This window comes from Rhizobium sp. L43, from assembly GCF_002531725.1.
Classification (GTDB): domain Bacteria; phylum Pseudomonadota; class Alphaproteobacteria; order Rhizobiales; family Rhizobiaceae; genus Rhizobium.
This window is the reverse complement of the sequence record NZ_NWSQ01000004.1, coordinates 298,786-317,310: the sequence shown is the minus strand read 5'-3', so window position 1 is coordinate 317,310 and position 18,525 is coordinate 298,786. Positions and strand designations below refer to the sequence as shown.

Here is an 18,525-nt window from a genome sequence, read left to right as displayed (position 1 = left end):
CGGATGGGCCGACGGTTCACGCCGCCCGGCCGAACTCCTGCTCGGCCCCGTCACCGCCCGACATCAGCACGACGCGCTCGTAGCCCGCAGCCTGGAATTCCGTCATCAGGGCAACGAAGATGCTCTCTTCGACCTCGGGCAGCGACAGGATGATCTCGACGTCGCGGCTGCGCGTCAGCCGCGAGACGCCGGCGACATCGGCCGAACCACATTCGACCACCACGAGATCATAGGCGGCGGCGAGCGCATCGAGCAGCAGCGACAGCCGGTCGACGCCGCGCATGGCGCGGCGCACGTCGCTCCGGCCTTGGGGAATGAGGTGAGCATCGGAAAAGCGGTCGCTGTGGATCGTGTCGCCGAAGGCGGCCTCGCCGCACAGCAGATCGGTGACGCCAAGAGCGGCCTGGTCCTCGGCCATCAGTTCCGTGGGGTAGCCGGAGCCGGTCATATCGATCAGGATGACGCGGCGGCCGGCATCGGCGAGCATGCGGGTCAGCAAGACCGTCGCCGCCGAGCCATTGTCACCGGTCGGAGAGATTGCGATAGCCAGCGGCGCGCGGCTGCCGCTGAGATAGTCTGCGACGGAGGCGACGGAAAACTCGTTGTCGTCCTCCGGCGCCTCCTCGGCCGCCTTCACGTCCTCGATCGCCTCCTCTTCCGCCGCGACAACGGCGAGCATGCTCGGCTGGACAGGCTTTCTGGCGGCAGCGGCGATCGGCGCGGCCTGCGGCACATGCTTCTCCTCGACGGCTGCTTCCGCCTCGATTGCCTCAGCGGATGCATCCACGGGGCGGAGCGCCCGACCGCTGAAAAGTTCGGCCAGCATGGTGATGATGGCGCTCATGATCAGCGTCGCGACGGCAGCGACGACGACGATCGGCACTACCTTCGGGAAATAGGGATCGACCGGCTCGACAGCCTTGGAAACGATCCGGGCATCCGCCGGGCTCGAATTGCTGTCGGCGCGGGAAGCGGCCTCGCGGTAGCGCACCAGATAGGTTTCGAGCAGCTGGCGCTGGGCGGTGGCCTCGCGCTCCAGCGCATTGAGACCGACCTCGTCTTCACCGGCGCGGGCGCTGTTGGCCTGCACCGTGTCCGACTGGCGCTCTAGCTCGCTTGCGCGGAGATCGGCGACCTTGGACTCGTTTTCGATGCTCGCCAGGATCTTCTGCGTCTCCTGGCGGATCTGGCTCCGGATATCGGAAAGCTGGGCGCGCAGGCTTTTCAGCCTGGGATGACTGTTGAGAAGGCTGGTCTGCAGATCTGATATTTGCGACTGCAGGCCGGATTCCGTCGCCTTCAGCCGCTGGATCGCCTGGGAGGACATGATGTCTGGCAGCGTGTCGGAGGCCTCGCCTGAAGACAGCGCATTGCGCACAGCCTGCGCCCTCGCCTCGGCATTGGCCTTGTCGCCGCGCACGCGGGTCAACTCGGCGGAGATATCGTTCAGCTGCTGGGCCGGAAAGGTGGTCGTGCCGTTCGTCTGCAGCAGCCCGTGCGAGGTGCGGTATTCGGCGACCTTCTTCTCGGCCTCGCTGACCTTGCGACGCAGGCCCTCGATCTCCGGCTCCAGCCAACGCGTCGCTTCGGAATTGGAATCGAGCTTGGCGCCGCTCTGGGTCGAAAGATAGACATTCGCCATGGCGTTCGGAATGGCGGCGGCGAGCTTCGGGTCCTTCGAGGTGAAACTGATGCCGATGACGCGCGAACCCGGCACCTGGTAGACCTGCAGGCGTTCGACGAAGGCGTCGATCACCCGCTCTTCCGGCGGGTTCTCCAGCGGGTTCTTCTTCAGGTGCAGCTTCACCAGGATGCTGCTCATCGCCGAGCCGTTGGCGGCGTCGTCGAATTCCGGCAGGTTATAAAGCTTCAGGTCGTTGATGACCCTCTTCAGGAGATCGGCCGATTGCAGAAGCTGCACCTGGCTGGCGATGTTCAGTTCATCCATCAGCGGACCGGCGCCGGCGTCATTGACCTGCTGGGTGCTGGCGAAGGCCGGCGCGCGGGGTTCGATGAGAATGCGTGTTTCGCTGCGATATTGCGGCGACATGATCTTGGCGCCGGCAAAGGCGACGCCCGCGCCCACGAGGGTAATCGCCAAAATCCTGAGCCGACGCGCCCAGACGGCGCGGACCAACTGGCCGAGGTCGATGTCCACATCCTGATCACGCGCTACGCCGGACATGCTCTTACTCCACAACAAAGGTGCCGCAAGCGTAAACGACCATGGTAACTCAACGGTTAATGGCGATCCTGCCGAGTAACGAGCAACAGTCGGTGAAGGAACGCGGGAAATTGCAAGCGGCCTTTACCGGGCATTAACCCTAACGGATCGATAACGGCTCTACCGAGTTCATTTTCTGTGAGCACAAGCGGATGTCTGTCGTCCAGCCCAAGATTCTTCTGGCCCTGAGCCTTGCAGCCATGACGGCTGCATTGGGCGGCTGCACGACGTATCAGCCTGCTCCGAAGGCCTTCAACGAGGCAACCATCCAGCCCTATACGCTCGACAGCGGCGATCGGTTGCGCGTTACCGTTTTCGACCAGCAGAGCCTGACCAACACCTATACGGTGGATCAGGCCGGCTATATCGCCTTCCCGCTCATCGGCCAGGTCCCTGCCCGTGGCCGGACCCTGCAGCAACTCTCGGGGCAGATCGCCCAGAAACTGCAGCAGGGCTACCTTCGCGATCCCGACGTCACCATCGACGTCGATCGCTACCGTTCGATCTTCCTCATGGGTGAAGTCGGCCAACCCGGCCAGTATGCCTATGTCCCCGGCATGACCGTGCAGAATGCCATCGCGGTCGCCGGCGGCTTTACCAGCCGCGCCAACCAGAGCATGGTCGACGTCACCCGCAAGATCAACGGACAGGTGCTGACCGGCCGCATCAACATATCGGGGCCGATCATCGCCGGCGACACGATCTACGTTCGCGAACGGCTTTTCTGAGCGATGCCAGAACAGCAACCGCTCCGCATCCTCCATTGCTTCAGATCGCCGGTCGGCGGAATTTTCCGCCATGTCCGCGATCTCGTCGAGGAACACAGCAAGGCCGGTCATGACATCGGCATCCTCTGCGACAGCTCGACCGGCGGCGAGTACGAGGACAGCCTGTTCGACGATATAAGACCCTATCTGTCGCTCGGCCTGACACGTGTGCCGATCCGGCGTTCGATCAGCCCGTCCGACATTGCGACGATGTGGGATACATATAAGAAAATCAAAAGTTTGCGGCCGGATGTGCTGCACGGACACGGCGCCAAGGGCGGCGTGCTCGCGCGACTTGCCGGCTCAGCGTTGCGGGTGAACAGGTATCGCGTAGCCCGCCTCTATACCGCGCACGGCGGAAGCCTGCATTATTCGCGCTCCTCGTTTGGCGGACAGTTCGTCCTCAGGATGGAGCGCCTGCAGGAATATTTCACCGATGCGCTTGTTTTCATCTGCGAATATGAGCGCGACACCTATACGCGCAAGGTGGGCAAGCCGCGGACGAAAACGAGACTGATCTATAACGGCATCGGCGAGCGCGATTTCGAGCCGATCCCCACCCGCTCGGATGCCGTGCATTTCATCTATGTGGGAATGCTCCGGGACCTCAAGGGTCCCGATCTGTTTGTCGATGCCTTCGCCAAGACCGAACGGCTGCTCGGCAGGCCACTGTCGGCGCTGATGATCGGCGACGGGCCGGATCGCGACCGCTACCGCGAGATGATGGTCGAACGCGGCCTCGGCAAACGCATCGGCATGCTGCCGGCGATGCGCGTTCACGAAGCTTTCTCCATGGCGCAGAACCTCGTCGTTCCCTCGCGCGCCGAAGCCATGCCCTATATCGTGCTCGAGGGGCTCGGCGCCGGCAAGACGATCATCGCCAGCCGTGTCGGCGGCATTCCCGAGGTGCTCGGCGCAGACAGTGCTGCACTTGTCGAGGCCGGCAATTCCGACGATCTCGCCCGCGTCATGGCGGAAACGCTGAGCACGCCCGGCTGGCACGCCAAGACGATGCCGAAGCCCGAGGCGGTGAAGGCGGTATTCTCCTCCGCCGTCATGGCACGCGATGTCCTGAAATTGTACCATGAGCTCGTCGATCCCGCCGCCGGCCAGACAATGCCCGCCGCCTCGTAAATGTTTCTTAGGGGCTTTCTGGTAATCGCTTGGTGTCAACGAGCGAAAAGCCCCCCATGAACAAGCTGGAAAAAGGCGATCAATTCGACGTGGAAGCCCTGCGCAAGCAGGTCTCCGACATCGAGGCGCGCGGCGACGCGGGTCAGAAAAAGCCTTCCGACCCGACCGAAATCAACCCCTATGCCCGCCAGATCGCCGAACAGTTCCGCGATGGAACCAATTCGCCTGTCATCATCATCGGGCAATTGCGGCTGCTGGAATTCCTCGCGCTCTTCGCGATCGCCCTGATCGTCCACTTTTTCTGGCCCGGCGACGGCAACGATTCCTCGCTGGTGCGGACCGGCATGGCGGCGATCGCTTCGGCCTTGACCGTCATCGGCCTGCAGCTTGCCGATACCTACACCATTCCCGCGCTTCGGGCCAAGCTGCGGCTGATGCCGCGCATTCTGACGTCGTGGACGATCGCGCTTGTCCTGACCGTCGGCCTGTTCGCTCTGGTTCGAGGCACCACCTGGGCAATGGTCGATGCCTATATCCCCTGGTTCGTCGCGGGCGCACTCTTCCTTGCGGCCGAACGCTTCCTCGTCGCCTACGGCATCCGCAACTGGGCACGCAATGGCATCATGGAGCGACGCGCCGTCATCGTCGGCGGCGGCGAGCCGGCCAAGGAACTGATCCGCATCCTCGAGCAGCAGGATGACAACGACATCCGCATCTGCGGCATCTTCGACGATCGCGGCGAAAAGCGCTCGCCGATCATGGTCGCCGGTTATCCGAAGCTCGGCACCGTGGCCGAGCTCGTTGAATTCGTGCGGCTGACGCGCATCGACATGCTGATCATCGCTCTGCCGCTGTCGGCCGAGGCGCGCATTTACGACCTTTTGAAGAAACTCTGGGTTCTGCCGGTCGATATCCGCCTTGCCGCGCATGCCAACCGGCTGCGCTTCCGGCCGCGGGCCTATTCGCATGTCGGCTCGGTGCCGATGCTCGACATTTTCAAGAAGCCGATCCGCGACTGGGATTCCGTCGCCAAGCGCGGCTTCGACATCTTCTTCGCGCTGGTCGCACTTATACTGCTCTGGCCGCTGATGGTCGCGACGGCGATCGCCATCAAGGCGACCTCCGAAGGCCCTGTTTTCTTCATGCAGAAGCGCCACGGCTTCAACAACGAAGTCATCAACGTCTTTAAATTCCGCTCGATGTACACCAACATGGCCGATCCCACCGGCAAAGCCGCGGTGACCAAGGGCGATCCGCGCGTCACCCGCGTCGGCCGCTTCATCCGCAAGACCTCGATCGACGAATTGCCGCAGCTTTTCAACGTGCTGAGGGGCGAACTTTCGTTGGTCGGCCCACGCCCGCATGCCGTTCTCGCCCAGGCCCGCGATCGCGCCTTCGGCGATGTCGTCGAGGGCTATTTCGCCCGCCACCGCGTCAAGCCCGGTGTCACGGGCTGGGCGCAAATCAACGGCTGGCGCGGCGAGGTCGACAATGACGAGAAGATCAAGTTCCGCACGGCCTACGACCTTTACTACATCGAAAACTGGTCACTCTGGTTCGATCTCAAGATCCTGTTCCTGACCCCGATCCGGCTGCTCAACACGGAAAACGCCTATTGAGCGCGATCGAGGCGACATATCCCCGTGTCGCCCAACCGCAGCGGATGACGCTGCGCCTGATCGGCTCGGCCTTCGTCGCCTTCGGCGTCTTCCTCTCCGGTTTCGTGATCGACGAGCCGGCGCCCTACGAACTCTGGATGGCGGGGCTGATCGGCCTCTGGTTCATCCTCGGCCTCAAAATTTCCCGCGGCGTGGCGCCGCTGCTCGCCCTGCTGCTGACCTTCAATATCGGCGGCATGCTGTCGCTGACGCAGATGAAGGATCTGGCGACGGGGCCGATGTATATTGCGGTTTCGACCTTCCTGGCGCTGACGGCGGTGTTCTACGCGGCGATCATCGAGGACAGCCACAAGCGGCTGCCGCTGATCTTCAACGCCTGGGTTTTCGCTGCCGTCGCCACATCGGCGCTCGGCATATTCGGTTATTTCCACGCCTTTCCCGGCGCGGAAATATTTACGCTCTATGACCGCGCCAAGGGCGCCTTCCAGGACCCGAACGTCTTCGGCCCCTTCCTGGTGCCGCCATCGCTCTATCTCGTCCACGGCATCCTGGTCGGCGACCTGAAGAAATCGCCGCTGAAGGCTGCCGCCCTGCTCGTGCTGGCGCTCGGCATCTTCCTCTCCTTTTCCCGCGCCGCCTGGGGGCTGTTTGCGCTCGGCGTCGGGCTCTTGATTTTCATCATGCTGCTGAAGGAGCGCAGCGGCGCCTTTCGCCTACGGGTGCTGGTGCTGTCGCTGGCGGCGATCATCATGCTGGTCGCCTCGCTGCTGGTGGCGCTGCAGATCCCCAAGGTCGCCGAACTGTTTTCGGCGCGGGCCCAGCTGGTGCAGCAATATGACGGCGAGCATCTCGGCCGCTTCGAGCGCCACCGGATCGGCTTCACCATGATGATGGAGCGCCCGCTCGGCATCGGGCCGCTGGTGTTCGGCACGATGTTTCCCGAGGACGAACACAATATCTGGCTGAAATCGCTCACCACCTATGGCTGGCTCGGCTTCGTCAGCTATGTCGGCATGCTTGTCTGGACGCTGGCGCTCGGCTTCCGATACCTGCTGCTCGACCGGCCGTGGCAGCCCTTCCTGATGATCGCCTGGATCTCGGTCCTCGGCCATGCGGCGATCGGCAACGTCATCGATATCGACCACTGGCGCCACGTCTATCTGCTGCTCGGCACGGTGTGGGGCTGCGCGGCGCTGGAAGTGCGTCACAAGCGAGGCCGGAGGCCATAGCGCCTGCGGCGCTTGAAGTGCGTCACAAGCGAGGCCGGAGGCCATAGCGCCTGCGGCGCTTGAAGTGCGCCACAAGCGTGGCCGCAGGCCATAGCTCCACGCGGCCTGTCTACTTCGTCGCGCCTGCAGTCAAGCCGGCAATAAACCGCCGCTGGAAAACCAGATAGGTCAGGATGAGCGGGGCAATGACGATCACCGCGCCGGCGGTCAGGACCGGCGTGTTGACGGTGTAGCGTCCCTGGAAAAACAGCATGCCGAGGGGCAGCGTCCGATAGGCGTCGTCATTGACCAGAATGAACGGAATGAGAAACTCGTTCCAGGTCCAGATGAACAGGAACAGCGCCAGTGTCGACATGGCCGGGATCATCAGCGGGACGACGATCTTGCGAAGGATATAGAAGCGTCCAGCGCCGTCGAGGACCGCCGCTTCGAGAACTTCCTCCGGCAATTGCTGCATCGCGCTGGCGAGGAAGATCGTCGAGAATGGGATCGACATGGCGATCTGCGGCACGATGAGAGCCGCATAGGTATTGATCAGCCCGAGATAGCGCATTTCATAATAAAGCGGGATGATGAAGGCCTCCGCCGGCACCATCATGCCGAGCGTCAGGATCGCAAAAAGCGTGCGCCGGAACGGAAACGACAGGTAGGCGAAGGCAAAACCCGTGAGCAGGCCGAGAAAAACGCTGGCTGCAACGACGGGTATGACAACGATGATCGAATTCCAGAAGTAGATGTTGAAATGCCCGGCATTCCAGGCATCGACGTAGTTTTCGAAATGCGGATAGGCCGGCAACGCGAATGCGCCCCTGAGAACGTCAGCCTTGCTCTTTATTGACGTCAGTAGCAGAAGCAGGAACGGCGTGATCGTGACGAAAGCGAGAAGCCAGAGAACAAGGCGAAGGAACAGCGTGGCGGCGGGGATGTTGGACGAACGGCTCATCAAGCCAATCCTTTGCTTTTCGAGCCCACCAGCCGGTGAATTGCATAGTTTATTGCGAATGTCAGCAAGGCGCCGACAATGGCGATGGCGGCTGCGGCGCCGAACCGATTGAGCTCGAAGCCGAGCTGATACATGTAGATATTCGGCACCAGCGTCGCATTCGCAGGCCCGCCGCGGGTCATGGTAAAAATCAGGTCGAAGCTTTTGATCGACGCGATGACCGTCAACAGCAAAACCACCCTGATCTCAGGCATGAGAAGCGGCAGCGTTATCCAGAAAAAGGTCTTTCGCGCCGAAGCGCCGTCGACCTTGGCGGCGTCGAAAAGAGATGGGTCGATGCGCTGAATTCCGGTGAGGAAGATGACCATGCAAAAACCGAAGAAATACCATGTGGCAACGATCCCAACGGCGGGAAGCACGAAATTGAAATCTCCGAGCCAGGGCAATGCGAGCCTGCCCAATCCCACGGCTCTCAGAAACTGGTTGAATGGGCCGAATGCAGGATTGTAGAGCCAGGCCCAGATGATGCCCAGCACGGCGGTCGGCATGATGTAAGGCAGGAACAGGAACGTCCGCAGGGCGAGTTGTTCGCGTTGCTTCAGATTCCAGACGCAGGCAGCAAGCGTGATGCCGAGCACGAGCGGCAGGACGCAGTAGAAGATCATCAGCTCGGCATTGTTACGCAAGGCAATATAAAATCGACTGTCGGAAAAGAGATCGGCGTAATTGCCCAGGCCAACCCATTTGGGCATGGTCAAGCCGTCCCAGCTGGTCAGGCTCAAACCCAAAGCCGCGACGATCGGTCCAAAGACAAAAGCCGCGTAGAGCAGCAATCCAGGCAATAAATAGATAAAATTGGTATGTTGCGAGCCATCAAGTGCGGAGCGTTTCATCCAGGACCCCATGAAGCCAAAGCTCTGGTCATCGCGCAGCAAGCCAGAGCTCCCGGCGCTCATTTCAACTCAGGATCGACGAGACACAGGCCACGACCGCCGGGCGGACGGCCGTGACCCGCGCCCGTGCTGTTACTTCTTGTCCTTCAGATAGGCCTGATAATCCTTGTCCATGGCATCGACAAAGGCTTCGGGCGTGATCTTGCCTGACAGCAGAAGCGGCGTGTTGTCGTCGATCGTCTTCAGCATCGTCGGGCTCGACCAATCGGGGTAATGGCCGAGCGCATCATTGGCGTTGAGCGTCTTCCACATCTCGATGCCGGAGGTCAGGAGCGGCGTGAGCTTGGGCTTTGCATCCGCCGGGAGCGATGTTGCAGGAAGATAGCCGGCAGCGGCCCAGCTTTCAGCGGCCTTTTCCGACACCATATAGTCGATGTACTGGCCGGCCAGGTCCTGCTTTGCCTTGTCTTTGGCAAGGCTCGTTATCGCCCAGGCAAGATCCACGCCGCCGACACTCATCGGCTTGGAAATACCCTTCGGAGCGGGAATGGCCATGAAGCCGATATCCGGATTGTTTTGCATGTCACCGAAGTACCAGGTCCCGGAGATCAGGAAGGCGCCCTGCCCTGATATGAAAAGCTGGACGGCGTCGTCACCCGAGATGCCTTCGAAGCCGGGGTAGAAATAGCCGCCTTGCGCCCATTTCTGCACGAGTGTGGCCGATTCGATGTTCCCCTTGGTGTTCCAGGAGCCGCCTTTGCCGTAGATCAGGTCGTCAAGCTCGGCGCGATTGGCCGCGTCGATATGGGCCTGATCGATGGCGCCGATCATGTGCAGGGCCAGATGCTGTTTGGCCGAGCCCATCATGAAGGGCGCAACGCCTTTTTCCTTCAGCTTGTCGAGATCGGCCAAAAGCTCCTCGAAAGTCTGCGGCAGCGCCACGCCAGCGTCGTCGAGGATCTTCTTGTTGTAATAGAGGCCGACGATTTCGGCGAGGCCTGATATGCCGTAGGTCTTACCGACCCCAAACTTCGGCCCATCCCAGCGGTCTCGCGCCAGCACGGAATCCGACTGCCGCTTATCCCAGCCGTAGCTCTTGATGTAGTCGTCAACCGGCAGGAGCAATCCTTCCTTGACCATTGCGCCCATGTCGCCAGCGCCCTGGTTGACCTTGGTGATGACAGGGCCATCGCCCGCCGAAACCGCAAGCTTCAGCGTCAGTTTCATGTCATCGAAGGTGCGGGCGGTGCGTTTGATCGTGACACCGGAATGTGCGGCTTCGAACTCCTTGTTCAGTTGCTCGATGACCGCGCTCTGGCCTTCGAAGGTCTGGTCATCCCACACGGCCAGATCGTCGGCGCGGGCGGCGGAAAGGCCGAAACTCACAAGCGCCGCGCCGGCAAGCGCGACAGCTGCTTTCAATCGGTATGCCGGCAGTATGCTGATCGATTTCACGGTTCTTTTCATCTGCTCCACCTCATTTGGTTTATTCTCCACTCCCCGTCCGAGCCTTGGCGCCTGGCGCCGGCCGAACGTTTCCTTCCCCAGGCCTTTGCCGGGCCTGCGAATCTGAGGTAATCCTCAATGCAAGAGTCTCTCTCGCGACCGATGATGACGAAGCGCCACGCAGGAGGTGGCAAAGCGATGGACACCAGTTGCTTCATCCGCCCGGCGACGGAAGCCGATACCGAAGCGCTTTTCGACATCTGCCTGAAAACCGCCAAGGGCGGCGAGGATGCCGGCGCGCTTTATAGCGACCCGCATCTGCCCGGTTACATCTGGTCGGTCCCCTATCTCAAGTTTGCCGGAGACTTTGCCTTTGTTCTCGTTGAGGACGATCGGCCGGTCGGCTATGTCGTCGGGGTGGCCGATACCAGCGGATTCGACAAGGATCTGGAGGCAAACTGGTGGCCGTTCGTCCGCCGGCAGACCGCTGGACTGACGCCCAGCCGTCCGCGCGATGCCGACGTGATGGAACGAATTCAAAATCCGCGCAGCGGAACGACGTGGCTGCAAGACGAGTACCCGGCGCATCTTCACATCAACATTCTTCCCGGGCTTCAGGCAGGCGGCTGGGGGCGCAGGATGATCAGCACCGAGCTTCAGGCGCTTCGAAAGCATGGGGTCAAAGCTGTGCATCTCGGTGTCGATCCAAACAACGAACGCGCCAAAGGTTTCTACCGTCACCTTGGCTTTTCCCAATTCGAGCGGGATGGTTCCGTCGCCTTTGCCATGCGCATCGATGGGGAAGCCGGCTGAAGCCGATAGCGTGCTCATGACATTGGCTCCGAATTTGCCGCGTCAAGCCCATATTTTAAAACAACCGCTGCCGGCATGGTACTCCAGCCCTGAAGCAGCGAGCCGCGCCCGTATGGCGGCGAGAAATATTCCACCGCACCGATCCAGCCATTGTCGAGGCAGGTTTGCCACCAGCGCGTCAGCGCGTAGCGTGCACCTCCAAGTCCGTGGCGAAGGCGTTCTTCGGCATAGGCGCCGTCCCAATAGGGCCAGTCCGAGCCATTATGGTAGCGGTAGGGAAACGCGGTCTTGGATCGCAGATCACTTTGCCGCTTGAAGGGCGGATAGGCGCACATCACACCCCAACTGCCATAGGGCTGTTCCTGATTGTGACGCGTTTCGAGTTTGCTTTCAAAGGCGCTCAGCAGACCTACGGCCTTCTCTCCGGAAATCGCAGCGAAGCGCGACAAGGTCAGGCTGTCGAGCGCCAAATGATCCTCGATAAAGGCGCCAGGCGTTCCATAGTCGACATATCCTCCCGTCGCCGGCACAAAGAGCTTGGCCTCGATCTCTTCGCGGGCAAGGCTTGCCGTCTTGCGGGCGCGTTCGGCAAGCGTGGGATCGAGATCCTCGCCAAGCCTGGCCACCGCGTCCATGGCGCCGACGAAAAGACCCAGATCATAGGAGACCAGCCCCTCGCGATAGACGTTGTCGGCCCAGTCCCGGTCGTTGCGCGGCTTCAGCGGCAGAACGCTGTCAGGACCGGCCAGGCCGAGATAGCGATCCGTGATCGCCTTCACGACCGTCCAGTGTCGCTCCACCTCTGCAAAGTCTTTGGTTGCGCTGACATAATCGTCCAGGAAAAGAACGAAGAAAAGCGGGCTGTCGAAGTGGTCGCTCCACCAATCCTGCGGTCGGTTATGGTACTCCGGAACGGCTCTTTTGTGGGTTTTGGGATTGGCCTTGCTGTCGGCGACAAAGTGCTGCCAAGCCTGCGATTGCGCCGGTCCCGTCAAGATCACGCCGCTCGGGGCTTCTCCATCCGGCTGCACGCCCTTGGCGAGAATCCGGATCTCGTCGCGCACCGCCTCCGGCGCCAGCGTCAAAAGCGGCTGCATCGTCCAGTAACCATCGCGGTAATAGGTCCGCGCCGGAGCACTATAGGCCTGCCCCGCGGCAAGGCCGGCGAAGGCGCCGTTTTCATGCCGCCTGATGCTGGAAAGGGCGGCGTGGATCCCCTGGCTGACCATGCTGCGCATCAGCGGGTCGGCGTCGGGCGTCAGATCACAGCGCGCCACATAGTCGGCGGCTTCGGCAATGATCGCTTGACTGGTGAGGTTGAGCGCCTTCTCGGCTTCGTCTCTCGAGGCGCCGACGGCAATCCGCAGATCCGAGCCGAGAGCGTCCACGATGAGTACGCCCCAGGCCATTTCGAAAGTCCGCCGATCATGGGTCCGCGTGAACTTCGCGCTGGCGCTTTGCCCATCCGGCTCGTGCCACCAGGCGCAACGACGCGCCGGATATACGCCCCGAAGGCCCACGCCGCGGATCAACATCACCGGCAGCGACTGCGCGACGAAAACGCCGCCATGTTTGGAGATCATTCGGTTCGGGGCATAGGTATAAGGGCCGCCGATTGCAGAAAATCTGACGCGCCCCAGACTGCCGGCGCCCCAAAGGGCGAGATCAGCATAACCGTCCGGATGAACATCCGCCTGAAGGCGTGGCGCCATGACAGGCAGTAAAACGCCTTGTTCGGCAGAAAGCTGTCCATCAGTCGAGGGCTTTATCATCGGCAATCCCCGCACGTTGATCCCAGCCTACAGGCGGCCCTCCCTTTGTCAAGGACATAGACAAAGTGAAGGCCTTGGTGTACCAAAAGCCGGTAGATACGATCAGAGACAGCCCAGAATTCGACGTATCGCGCTATTGGCCAGCCAATATCGCGCCAATTAAGTATACGCACCGAACTAATTGGATCGAGCTAGCCCGGATGGCAATGACCTCTTCTGTCGTACAGACTCCAATCGCGCGAAAAATTTCGACCCATGCGGTGATCCGGACCGTCCTGGCGAGCGGGTCGATCTCGCGCGCCGATATCGCCAAGCTCACCGGCCTGTCTAAACAGACGATTTCCGATGTCGTGCGCGACCTCGAAGATGATGGATGGCTGAAAGCGATCGGGCAGACCGATGGACGCCCGGGACGGAATGCGATCATCTACGAAATCAATGCCAGGGCAGGATTGGCGGCCTCCATCGATCTCGGGGGCACCAAGATTGCCGCGGCTATCTGCGATCTGTTGGGCAATGTGGTTGCCGAAACCGAAGTGCCGACAGACCGGCGCGGCGGAATGCATCTCGTCAATCAGTTCAGCGATCTGATCGTTGAACTCGCCTCTGCGGCCGGAACGACCACCGACAAACTCCGCCTCGTCGTTCTGGGCAGTCCCGGCGTGCTCGATCCGGCCACCGGCCATATCAATGTAGCGCCAAACATTCCCGGCATTGACGCCATCAATCTGCGTCAGGTCTTCAGCGACAAGATGGGCATACCGGTGATCGTCGAAAATGACGTCAACCTGGCCGCGCAGGGCGAGAGATGGCGGGGACACGGTGTCGAGACCTGCAATTTTGCTTTCATCGCTCTCGGCACCGGCGTCGGCATGGGCATCATCGCCAATGGCGCTCTGTTGCGCGGCGCGCGTGGCGCGGCCGGTGAGATCGCCTATCTTCCGATCGGTGGAGATGCTTTCGATCCCGGCGGCTTTACGCTTGGAACCTTTGAGAGCGCGGTCGGCAGCGTCGCGATGCTGCGCCGCTACATCGGTTTTGGCGGGCGCAACGCATCCACCGTGGCCGATCTCTTCGCCGCGTTCAATGCAGGAGAGACAAGCGCCGTCGCGGCGATCGAAGAGACGGCAAGGCTGGTGGCGGTCGCCATCGCGGCAATCGGCGCAACGCTCGATCCTGAACTGGTGATCACCGGCGGCAGCATCGGTGCAAGACCGGAACTCGTCAACGCCATCCGCGGTTTCCTGCCGCGTTGCACGCCCCATCCGCCCCGCATCGAGATCAGCCGTTTCGGCAACCGGGCCGCCCTCATGGGAGGCATGGGGATCGCGGTCGAGCGCATGCATGACGATCTGTTTGGTGTGAAATTGAAGGACGCATGACCGGCCCGCGCCACTTGAGAAGTGCGGTGAATGCGCTAGATTTTCCGACATGATAACAGCGACACAGATACGCGGCGCGCGCGCCATGATCGGGATGAGCATCGAAGAGCTCGCCGCCGCAAGCGGCCTGCCGGTCGAGACCATAGCGGCGCTGGAAACCGGCGAATTTGCGGGCGAGCCGCATGCGCTGTTCGATGTGCGCAACACGCTCGAGGCGCACGGCATCATCTTCCTGTCGAGCGGCAATCAGGATGAAGGCGGCCCCGGCATCCGGCTGCGCGCCCGCACCACGAGCGACGACGGTATCCGGCCGGAAAACCTCAACGCCGCCAACGACGACTGACGGAACCAATCCGCCATCCAGGCGTTTCGGCTGTCCCATTACATATCGGGGCCAATCACATATCAGGGACAGTCTCTTGAACCGCAGCAATGGTCTCTATCTCATCATCGGCATTCTCGTCGCCGCCGTCATCGGCCTCGGCGCTTACTCTTCCACGAGGAGAGCAAGCCGCAGGGGATCGAGATGAGCATCGGCGAGAACGGTGTCTCGATCGAGCAGAACTGAATATCAGAGATAGGTCTTTGCCAGATCGGCGAGTTTGCCGCCGTCCTTCACGCCCTGCCTGTAGAGCTGAATGATGACCGCACCGATCCGCTCGGCCTCGGGCGTCGTCCTGACGAGGCCGCGCTCGTCGCAGACCTTGTCGAGCACCTTGGAAAGCAGATCGAGATCTTCCGAAAACAGCGGTAAATCATGCGGATGGATTGATGATCGTAACATCACGCCGCATTTCCTCCGAGGGCAAACGCATCCACGCTTGCATTGCCGGCCGCCCTCCGCAACCGACAAAAATGATTATGCGCGACGGCTTGAACTTTAGCAACTACGCAGATTTCCCCGAAGCAAAATTAGGGAACAAAATCTTGTCCCGCGCGTTTGAGCGGCTTTTGCAGCAGGAAGCGGTGAGTGCAGACGAGAGCGAAAAACGCTTTCTCTCCCCTATCCGGGTCCTTTCTCCAACCAGCAGCCTGGTCGTTTCTACCGTTGCTGTGAGATTAACTACTGCGGCCGCCGGCGGCGAACTGGGGATGCATGGAGCCTTCCATGATCACCTTGGCGGTAATCTCGATCACCCGCTCCTCGGCGAGTTCAGCAAGCGCGAGGGCGACATCGCCCTCCGACCAGCCGGCTTTGATGGCCTCGTCCGACAGAGCCTGGAACGCACTGGCGAGGGCCTGCCTGCAAGTTAGATTCTGCTTCATATCCGCCATGCGCTCGCACTAGGCTATCGTGACCAAGGATAATGTTAATCTACAACGCATTCACACGAATGCGAAGAGATTTCACGTTATTTAAGTTAAAAATTTGGTTATTCACTATCAAAATGGTACAGTCTTAACATTTTTCAACAAATACCACTTCCACCAACTGAAGGATCGCCATAAATAACTACGGTATTATTTAATCAACACCGTAAAATGGCATTTGCTCGCGTTATTTATTTTAAATAGTTGAGGCGCCAGCACCGACGTAGCGGCCGTTTGACCCACAAAAATGGTGCATCCAGATTGCGGCCCGTTTTCAGCACCTTCCCGATACTCCTGTCAACCAGCTTCGACTTTCATCGCGCGGTCCTGAGGCCCGATCGTCCTTGAGACAGACAGGTTCGGCTGCGCGCAGCCGGCACACCCAAACGGCCCGGCGCCCCAGCCGCCGCGAGCGCCCTCGGCGCTAATCACTTTAATACCACAGGGACACCACACTGCCGTCAAAGTCCGCCGTACCATTGTGTTGCGTATTATTGGGTTGGCGGGCCTCACTACTCCAGGAGATAAAATGTCTATCGAACTAGACGCGACGACCTATGTGCATGCCAAACCGGCGACTGCCCATTCCTATATTTTGCCGGCTGTTGTCGATGTTCTCGAGAACAGTTTTCAGGAGGCACATGAAACGGCGGTCTTCGACCTCGGCTGCGGTACCGGCGGCGCCGCAGCCATGCTTGCCGGAAAAGGCTATGATGTCGTCGGTGTCGATCCGTCCGCGGACGGCATTGCCAAAGCGAGAACGGCCCACCCCGATCTCCCGCTGGAGATCGGCTCCGGTTATGAAGACCTTTCCAGCCGGTATGGAACCTTCGATGCGGTGATAAGCCTCGAGGTTGTGGAACACGTTTATGATCCCAAGGCTTTCTCGGCCACCATGTACGATCTGGTGAAGCCGGGCGGTATCGCGGTGATGTCGACGCCTTTTCACGGTTACTGGAAAAATCTGGCATTGGCCGTCAGCGGCAAGATGGACGACCATTTCATGCCGCTCAAGGACCATGGCCACATCAAATTCTGGTCTCCCGGAACGCTGAGCACACTGCTTCTGGAAACAGGTTTCGAAGACGTCGACTTCGAATATGTCGGGAGGATCCCGCTCTTGGCAAAATCGATGATCGCGATCGCTCAGAAACCGCACTGAAGTCGGTCAAAAGCCCGCCGCCGGTTGCAGAGGCGGCGCAACTGCTGGCCTGCAGCATGAACAAATGACATTTTCGCTCGAGACTTTTCGGGATTTTCGCTGCCCGTTTCAGCTTTACTGCTGACCTCTCCGCCTCCGGCGAGACGAAGAAAAGTGACATTTTGACTGGGATTTCAAGGGGATAAATGGTCGGGGCGACTGGACTCGAACCAGCGACCCCTTGACCCCCAGAATTGCAAAGGCCGTTTTCAGGCCATTTCGATCAAATGCGCTAGATTTCTAAATCCTTGCAAAGCAAAGTGTTTTGGCCAATAATTCTTTCGGAGATTTTCGTTCGGGGTCCGCCGCTTTCAAAAAAGTGGACCCAGAATGGACCCAAAATCGGAACAGGACCCTAGGCCCCTTGTCTCTTTCGACCCCTTGATCGCCTTGGAAAGGACCATTAGCAAAATGCCGGTAGTGCACCTGGATGACAGTTTCACTAAGAAGGTTGAACGCCTTGAAAAGGGCTATGTCGAATACACGGACGACAAAATCAGCGGCTTCATCGTCCGCGTTTATGCCGACCGGATCGTCGGCACCTATCGCTATAAACCGCTCGGCAGCGCCAAGAAGAAACGCGCACCGCTTGGCGAGCATCCCAACATCACCATGGCGACCATGCGCGGCAAAGCCGAGACTGAACGCGGACGTGTTCGAACCGGCGCTGATCCTGCCGCCGAACGTGAAGCGATTAAGACCGAACGCCAGATGAAGGAAGCCGAGGACGTTCTGACCGTCGATAAGGCGGTTGAACTTTACAGTCCTTCCCTCAAAGAACGGAAAAGCAGTTGGGATCAGGACATTGGCCATCTGAAACGCAACGTGCAGAAGCAATTCGGATCGCGTGCTCTCAACAGTATCACCAAGGCCGAATGTGCCAAGCGCATTCAGGAAGTCAGGGTGAAGGCACCCGTCAGTGCCAACCGGCTCAGGGCGGCAATGCTGACCTTCTTCCAATGGGGCGTCGATCAGGGATTGCTACCATCGTCACCCATGGTCGGCATTCCGAAACCGACAAAGGAACGCAAGCAGGAAGTTGACCGCACCCTTTCCGATGCCGAATTGCTCGTCTTACTGCGTGCAATCGAAAAAGCCAATTTGGCATCGGGTATCAAGGCGGCGCTGAAGACCCTCGCCCTGACCGGTCAACGTCCAAACGAGATTGCCGGACTGGAACTCAACGATCTGCACTATCTCGACAATGAGAACGAGGCCTATGCAGAGATTCCAGCCGCAAGGATGAAAGGCCGCAAGCGCCATATTTGGCCGATTAGCAAACCGGTTGCCAAGATCATCAAAGCGCAGATTGAGCGGCAGGAGCAGGAAGCAAAGGTTGAAGGCCGTCCCATGGGCGCGCATATCTTCGCCAGCCGCTTTCAGGACAAGCGACGCATTGCCCGCCATTCGCTGAGCCAAGCCATGCGCCGCATCGTTCCGGCACTCGATGCAGAAGGCGCGGATGGCGCGATTGTCAAAAGCCTGAAGGCCTATCCGCCGACCCCACACTGTTTCCGGCGCACGGTCGTTACCGGCATGTCGCGCTTGCGCATCCCAAAAGAAGATCGCCGGGCAGTCGTCGCGCATGTCGATGACGATGTGATGGCCCTTCATTACGACGCCTATGACCGGTTCGATGAAAAGAAGATTGCACTCGATGCATGGGCGCGCCATGTCGAAGACCTGCTGTCGGGCGAGAAAAAGACCGGCGCTGTCATTCCGATGCGGGCGCGGCCATGACCAATATTTCGGTTTAAGTGCGCCACGCCCGAGTCGGCTCGGGGGGATGAA

General features: G+C 60.2%; 16 protein-coding genes. 9 read left to right on the top strand and 7 right to left on the bottom strand.

What is annotated here, in order from left to right; all coding sequences use genetic code 11:
- Positions 1-16: 16 nt before the first annotated feature.
- Entirely contained in the window at positions 17-2,185 is a 2,169-nt protein-coding gene (locus CO667_RS06605; RefSeq protein ID WP_097617620.1) for a Wzz/FepE/Etk N-terminal domain-containing protein, read from the bottom strand.
- 191 nt (positions 2,186-2,376) lie between these two features.
- Here CO667_RS06605 and CO667_RS06600 point away from each other — a divergent pair, with 191 nt between their 5' ends.
- From CO667_RS06600 to CO667_RS06585, 4 genes are read left to right on the top strand one after another with little or no spacing between them, the layout of a single operon-like run.
- Positions 2,377-2,952, top strand: a complete 576-nt coding sequence (locus CO667_RS06600; protein WP_097617619.1) for a polysaccharide biosynthesis/export family protein — start codon at positions 2,377-2,379, stop codon at positions 2,950-2,952.
- A gap of 3 nt (positions 2,953-2,955) precedes the next feature.
- Positions 2,956-4,125, top strand: coding sequence for a glycosyltransferase family 4 protein (locus tag CO667_RS06595; protein WP_097617618.1), 1,170 nt, complete (start codon positions 2,956-2,958; stop codon positions 4,123-4,125).
- 56 nt (positions 4,126-4,181) lie between these two features.
- Positions 4,182-5,744, top strand: coding sequence for an undecaprenyl-phosphate glucose phosphotransferase (locus CO667_RS06590; RefSeq protein WP_097617617.1), 1,563 nt, complete (start codon positions 4,182-4,184; stop codon positions 5,742-5,744).
- On the top strand, positions 5,741-6,973 hold the full coding sequence (locus CO667_RS06585) for an O-antigen ligase family protein (RefSeq protein ID WP_097617616.1): 1,233 nt from the start codon (positions 5,741-5,743) through the stop codon (positions 6,971-6,973). The genes CO667_RS06590 and CO667_RS06585 overlap by 4 nt, the downstream gene beginning before the upstream one ends.
- Positions 6,974-7,082: 109 nt before the next feature.
- Here the strand turns inward: CO667_RS06585 and CO667_RS06580 are convergent, their stop codons facing one another.
- From CO667_RS06580 to CO667_RS06570, 3 genes are all read right to left on the bottom strand, one after another.
- Positions 7,083-7,916, bottom strand: a complete 834-nt coding sequence (locus CO667_RS06580) for a carbohydrate ABC transporter permease (RefSeq protein WP_097617615.1) — start codon at positions 7,914-7,916, stop codon at positions 7,083-7,085.
- Positions 7,916-8,809: a sugar ABC transporter permease gene (locus CO667_RS06575; protein WP_097617717.1), complete on the bottom strand. Its 894-nt coding sequence runs from the start codon at positions 8,807-8,809 to the stop codon at positions 7,916-7,918. Before CO667_RS06575 ends, CO667_RS06580 begins: the two co-directional genes overlap by 1 nt.
- 132 nt (positions 8,810-8,941) lie before the next feature.
- Positions 8,942-10,276 carry an extracellular solute-binding protein gene (locus CO667_RS06570; protein ID WP_097617614.1) on the bottom strand — a complete coding sequence of 445 codons (1,335 nt, stop codon included), beginning with the start codon at positions 10,274-10,276 and terminating at the stop codon, positions 8,942-8,944.
- Between the two features lie 177 nt (positions 10,277-10,453).
- Between CO667_RS06570 and CO667_RS06565 the strand changes: the two genes are divergently transcribed.
- Positions 10,454-11,068 carry a GNAT family N-acetyltransferase gene (locus tag CO667_RS06565; protein ID WP_097617613.1) on the top strand — a complete coding sequence of 205 codons (615 nt, stop codon included), beginning with the start codon at positions 10,454-10,456 and terminating at the stop codon, positions 11,066-11,068.
- 14 nt (positions 11,069-11,082) lie between these two features.
- Here the strand turns inward: CO667_RS06565 and CO667_RS06560 are convergent, their stop codons facing one another.
- A complete protein-coding gene (locus CO667_RS06560) occupies positions 11,083-12,840 on the bottom strand; it encodes a glycogen debranching protein (RefSeq protein WP_097617716.1) in 1,758 nt (585 codons plus the stop codon).
- 200 nt (positions 12,841-13,040) lie between these two features.
- Here CO667_RS06560 and CO667_RS06555 point away from each other — a divergent pair, with 200 nt between their 5' ends.
- Both CO667_RS06555 and CO667_RS06550 read left to right on the top strand, forming a co-directional pair.
- On the top strand, positions 13,041-14,222 hold the full coding sequence (locus tag CO667_RS06555) for an ROK family transcriptional regulator (protein WP_097617612.1): 1,182 nt from the start codon (positions 13,041-13,043) through the stop codon (positions 14,220-14,222).
- Between the two features lie 49 nt (positions 14,223-14,271).
- Positions 14,272-14,565 carry a helix-turn-helix domain-containing protein gene (locus CO667_RS06550; protein ID WP_097617611.1) on the top strand — a complete coding sequence of 98 codons (294 nt, stop codon included), beginning with the start codon at positions 14,272-14,274 and terminating at the stop codon, positions 14,563-14,565.
- Positions 14,566-14,793: 228 nt separating this feature from the next.
- Here CO667_RS06550 and CO667_RS06540 read toward each other — a convergent pair whose 3' ends face one another.
- Both CO667_RS06540 and CO667_RS35765 read right to left on the bottom strand, forming a co-directional pair.
- On the bottom strand, positions 14,794-15,006 hold the full coding sequence (locus CO667_RS06540; RefSeq protein WP_097617610.1) for a hypothetical protein: 213 nt from the start codon (positions 15,004-15,006) through the stop codon (positions 14,794-14,796).
- Between the two features lie 275 nt (positions 15,007-15,281).
- Positions 15,282-15,497: a hypothetical protein gene (locus CO667_RS35765; RefSeq protein ID WP_097617609.1), complete on the bottom strand. Its 216-nt coding sequence runs from the start codon at positions 15,495-15,497 to the stop codon at positions 15,282-15,284.
- Positions 15,498-16,062: 565 nt separating this feature from the next.
- Between CO667_RS35765 and CO667_RS06530 the strand changes: the two genes are divergently transcribed.
- Both CO667_RS06530 and CO667_RS06525 read left to right on the top strand, forming a co-directional pair.
- The gene (locus CO667_RS06530) at positions 16,063-16,695 is read left to right on the top strand and encodes a class I SAM-dependent methyltransferase (RefSeq protein WP_097617608.1); all 633 of its coding nucleotides are present in this window, start codon (positions 16,063-16,065) and stop codon (positions 16,693-16,695) included.
- Positions 16,696-17,145: 450 nt separating this feature from the next.
- Positions 17,146-18,474, top strand: a complete 1,329-nt coding sequence (locus CO667_RS06525; RefSeq protein WP_179874076.1) for a tyrosine-type recombinase/integrase — start codon at positions 17,146-17,148, stop codon at positions 18,472-18,474.
- Positions 18,475-18,525: the final 51 nt, after the last annotated feature.